This is a genomic window from Nostoc cf. edaphicum LEGE 07299, from assembly GCF_015207245.1.
Classification (GTDB): domain Bacteria; phylum Cyanobacteriota; class Cyanobacteriia; order Cyanobacteriales; family Nostocaceae; genus Nostoc; species Nostoc edaphicum_B.
This window is the reverse complement of the sequence record NZ_JADEXF010000980.1, coordinates 1-2645: the sequence shown is the minus strand read 5'-3', so window position 1 is coordinate 2645 and position 2645 is coordinate 1. Positions and strand designations below refer to the sequence as shown.

Genomic DNA, 2645 nt, shown 5'->3' with positions numbered 1-2645 from the left:
AAACACAACAGAGAAACAGCGAACTATCTCAGAATACTAGTAAAGAAAAGAAAAATAGTCAGGATAAAAGTGCTGAGTCTAAAGGAGAAGAACAGGGAAAATTAGATATTTTTAAAATAGTCACGGGTGCGCTGGCGGGACTCGTACTATTTTTGTATGGTGTGACACGAATGGCCGAGGGACTGGAAGCGATCGCAGGCGATCGTGCCAAAGAATTAATTAGCAAGTTCACCACCAATCGCTACGCTGGAATAGCAACTGGCACGGTAGCGACAACAATATTAGATTCGTCCTCAGTAACAATCATCATTGTGATTGCAATGGTTAGTGCTGGTTTATTGTCATTTGTAGAATCTCTCGGCGTGGTTTTGGGTTCCAATATTGGTACAACCATCGGCGCTCAAATAGTTGCTTTTAACATTAGTGATTATGCCCCAATAGCAATGTTCGTTGGCTTACTGTTAATTTTGTTAGGTAAAAAAGAACGTTGGAAGCAAATCGGTTTAGTTATTCTTGGCATAGGCTTATTGTTTTTCGGACTTGACACAATTGAAAACGCAATGGAACCTTTCAAAGAGTACCAGCCATTTATAAAATTGATGGAAACCTTGGGGAACAACGCACTTTTAGGTGCTGGAGTTGGGGCACTCTTTACAGTCTTAGTTCAATCTTCCTCTGCCACCGTTGCGATTATTGTGACTTTGGCTAGTCAAGGATTAATTTCATTATCGGCAGGCGTGGCGTTAATGCTGGGTGCTGAAGTTGGCACTTGTGCTGACACATTAGTAGCTACCTTCGGACGCGAACGTCCAGCAGTGCGGACAGGTATCTTTCATTTATTTTTCAATCTCACTACTGCTGCGGTAGGAATTGTATTTGCCACTCAATTGGCAGGATTCGCGCAATGGATTTCTCAGTTAATGGGGGCAGGGGATGATGTTGCTCGCCAAATCGCCAATGCACAGTTAATATTCAACTTGTTAGGCGTGGCATTAATTATTGGATTTCTACCCTTAATTGCTCGTGGATTGGAACGGCTACTTCCAGATAAAAAGAATCAAAATCGGCAGGTTGAAACGGTAAAGAATTAAATCCAGCAAAAAGGCTTTATATTTGGGATTTCCAAAAATTAAATTGCTCAATTCCTGCATCCAATACGACCATCAAAGTTCTTCTTTCCCTGCCCCCCCCTGCTCACGAAAGTAATTGATTATTTCTTTATTTGGAAGTCTCTTAACGTATCATAATCTAAATATCTAACCCAACTACCATTAAATCAGGTGGATGTTCAACATTAAATTGGTAATATATCTCTCGTCGTTCTTGGGATGGAAGAGTTAACAGCCATTCTAAAATCCCCATTTCACCGAGTTGAATTTGTGGGTTGCTGCGATTGAGACGCACTTTAATTTGCTCGTTGCGGCTAACTGGCAATTGTTCAGTGAGTTTCAGATTTACTTCTTTCTCTAGTAAGTTAGTAATTATCAACCGATAACTATAAGTAATCCGGCGCTGGTTGCTAATTAATCTTTTGTCTACTAGACGCTCAACTAAGTCACGCTCAATTTTTAAACCTTCGTCAATTCCTAAGTTCAGTTTAAACTCTTGCCCTGGTGCAATATTCTCTAATCTAGTAGTGCCGACAAAAACGTTGTCGCGGAAAATATTCGCTTTGCCTGGTAACAAAGTCGCACTGTTGGGACTATTTTTCACATTCGCTTGTAGATAAGCAAAACTTACCAAGCGCGGCATTGCTACATAATCGAAGCTACAAGGATAATCATCGTTGAAAATTGTAGTCTTATGAGGTGCGCCATCGCTGGGAATATTACCACCGCCATTCAATTTAAAGGTGACTACACTCCCTTCTTTGGATACTTCTGCTGTAATGGTTTCTGCTGGAATGAAATTATCCTGCCCAACTTCGTCTTCTTCTTGCCAATCTGCTTTGGCAGCAGGAGCAGCTTGTTCTGGTATGGGAGGTAACAGTGGTCGCTGGGCAGCTAATTGTCGTTGTCGTAACATTTGGGGACGTGGCGCATCAATATACCAGGGTTCAAGTTTGGGTGGAAGTGTACCTAATCCTGGTTTAGCGGTAGAAAGGGTGAGATTTGCACCAATCCAATCTTCGCCAGTGCTTTGAGTGATTTCTGCAAGGTAACTCAAATGTACAATATCGCTAGTAGTGCTAAAGCGTAAGTCATAAAGCGGATTCCAGCTAGCGCGATTTACAATGTAAGACATCTCTAATTCAAATTCGCCTTCACCCGCTACTTCAACTGCTACAACTAAGCTAAAACTTTCTTTGGGATGGGGTGTTTGGATTATTTGCAATGAGGTGTGGAGTGCTTGCAGTTGTTTGTCTAATTCTTGCTGTTGGGTTTTGCACTCTCCAGATGCGATCGCATACTCACTATACTGGCTTCCGAGAAAATTGAGGAAATCCAAAGTTTCGCTGAGACTGAGATTTTTCCGAGACAAACTCTGTGAAAAGGGTTCTTCTGTTTTTTCACGTAAGCCGATGATAAAACTAGATTGCAAGGCTAAAGCATCCACCTGAGCTTGGAGGTGGCGTTTTTCTGCTTCTAATTGCTGAATTTGCCTAGTCAAATGTGCTACTCGCTCCGTTACAGGTTCAGTAGTGT

Annotated in this window: 2 protein-coding genes; one reads left to right on the top strand and one right to left on the bottom strand. The window is 41.8% G+C overall.

The window, feature by feature from the left end; genetic code table 11:
* Nucleotides 1-1091, top strand: a 1091-nt coding sequence (locus IQ229_RS23390; RefSeq protein ID WP_194047863.1) for a Na/Pi cotransporter family protein, incomplete at its 5' end; no start/stop codon positions are given.
* Between the two features lie 157 nt (nucleotides 1092-1248).
* On the opposite strand, the gene IQ229_RS23385 is transcribed toward IQ229_RS23390, so the two are convergent.
* Nucleotides 1249-2645: mucoidy inhibitor MuiA family protein (locus tag IQ229_RS23385; RefSeq protein WP_194047861.1), on the bottom strand; the 1397-nt coding region annotated here is incomplete at its 5' end.